2 protein-coding genes are annotated in these 2,144 nt (G+C 63.9%); both read left to right on the top strand.

Going from position 1 to position 2,144, the window contains the following annotated elements:
* Positions 1-26: 26 nt before the first annotated feature.
* On the top strand, positions 27-800 hold the full coding sequence (locus ACWEO7_RS39305; RefSeq protein WP_452430901.1) for an NADH-quinone oxidoreductase subunit B family protein: 774 nt from the start codon (positions 27-29) through the stop codon (positions 798-800).
* Complete coding sequence (locus tag ACWEO7_RS39300) at positions 787-2,076, top strand: Ni/Fe hydrogenase subunit alpha (protein WP_452430899.1); 1,290 nt, start codon at positions 787-789, stop codon at positions 2,074-2,076. Before ACWEO7_RS39305 ends, ACWEO7_RS39300 begins: the two co-directional genes overlap by 14 nt.
* Positions 2,077-2,144: the final 68 nt, after the last annotated feature.

The following is a 2,144-nucleotide window of genomic DNA, read 5'->3' as shown; positions in this document are numbered from 1 at the left end:
GAACCATTGCTGGCGGTGCGTGAACTATGACGAAGACACCGACACTCGCGGTGTGGAAGTTCACTTCCTGCGATGGTTGTCAGCTCACCTTGCTCGACTGCGAGGACGAACTACTCGCTCTCGCCGGCCGGGTGCGCATCACTCACTTCGCGGAAGCGTCCAGTGCCATGGAGTCCGGCCCATACGATGTCTCACTGGTCGAAGGTTCGATCACCACGGAAGAAGAGCGACGCCGGATCATCGAGATTCGCGAGCGATCCCGGATTCTGGTGGCGATCGGGGCATGCGCCACACACGGCGGAATCCAGGCGCTGCGCAATTTCGCCGACGTCACCGAGTTCACCTCGGTGGTGTATGCCAGTCCGGAATACATCGCCACCTTGGGCACCTCGACTCCCATTTCCGCGCATGTACCGGTCGACTTCGAATTGCGTGGCTGCCCGATCGACCGGCGGCAACTGCTGGACACCCTGTGCGCGTTCCTGGCGGGCCGCGCGCCCGACATCCCGAACACGAGCGTATGTACCGAGTGCAAACGTCGCGGTACCACCTGTGTCATGGTCGCTGAGGGGATTCCCTGCCTGGGTCCGGTCACGCAAGCGGGATGCGGCGCCCTGTGCCCGGCGTATCACCGTGGCTGCTTCGGTTGTTTCGGTCCTATGGCGAATCCCAACATTCACGCGCTGCTTCCCATCCTGCGAGTCAATGGCATGGACACCGACGACATCGATCGCGTTTTCGCCACCTATGCCGTAGCCGCGCCGGAGTTCGCGAACAGGAACGGCGATGAGTCGGCATAGGCAGCTGAAAGTCGGCACCCTGGCTCGTGTCGAGGGCGAGGGCGCGCTGCGTGTTGTCATCACCGACGGGCAGGTGGAAAGCACCGAGTTGAATATCTACGAGCCACCACGGTTCTTCGAAGCATTTTTGCGTGGACGCGCCTACACCGAGCCGCCCGATATCACCTCCCGCATCTGCGGGATCTGTCCAGTGGCCTACCAGACCAGCGCCTGCAACGCACTCGAGCAACTCTGTGGGGTGGAGTTGGACCGACCACTTGCCGATCTGCGCAGGCTTTTGTATTGCGGCGAATGGATCTCCAGCCACTCTCTACATATTCATCTACTGCACATGCCCGACTTCCTCGGCTACCCGGACGCGATCACGCTCGCCGCCGATCAGCGCGAACTCGTCGAGGAGGGATTGGCAACGAAAAGAGCGGGCAACGCGCTGCTCGAACTCCTCGGCGGCCGGGCCATCCATCCCGTCAACGTCCGCCTCGGCGGCTTCTACTCGGTCCCCGAACGCGCCGAGTTCGCCGCCGTGATCGAACAACTGCGCCGCGCGCGAGACCACGCGACGAACACCGCACTCCGGGCTGCGCGGTTCGAATTCCCTGAGCTGGAACTCGAATGCGATCTGCTGGCGGTGAACGATCCGGACCGATACGCCATCGACCACGGTGACGTGCACACCAGTACCGGGCTTCGCTTCCCGGCGATCGATTTCCCGAATCACGTACGAGAACATCAGGTTCCGCACTCCACCGCCTTGCACGCGAGCCTCGACGGCGCACGCTACCTCACCGGGCCGTTGGCCCGATACACACTGAATCACCACCAGCTCTCACCGATCGCCCAGCAGGTCGCGGCCCAAATCGGACTCGGCGCGCAATGCCGCAACCCCTTCCGGAGCATCCTGGTTCGAGCGGTCGAAGTCGTCCACGCTATCGACGCGGCACTCACGATCATCGACGGTTACGAACGCCCCTCCCGCGCCGCGGTTCCGGTCGCGCCTCGAGCCGGCACCGGGCACGGCGTGAGCGAAGCGCCTCGCGGCCTGCTGTACCACCGGTACGAGCTGGACGATCACGGCATCGTGCGCTCGGCCATGATCATCCCGCCTACCTCGCAGAATCAGGCAGTGATGGAGGACGATCTGCGGCGCGTCGTCTCCGACCACCTCGACCTCGATGACGCCGCGCTGGCCACGATGTGCGAACGCGCGATCCGGAACTACGATCCGTGCATATCCTGCTCGGCCCACTTCCTGGACCTCGACATGGTGCGCCGATGACCGAGCCGTGGGCCGTGGTCATCGGCGTCGGCAACGAATACCGCGGAGACGACGGGATCGGTCCGGCC

This window comes from Nocardia sp. NPDC004260, assembly GCF_053603155.1.
The sequence above is the reverse complement of the archived record's forward strand: the minus strand, read 5'-3'. Positions and strand labels throughout refer to the sequence as shown.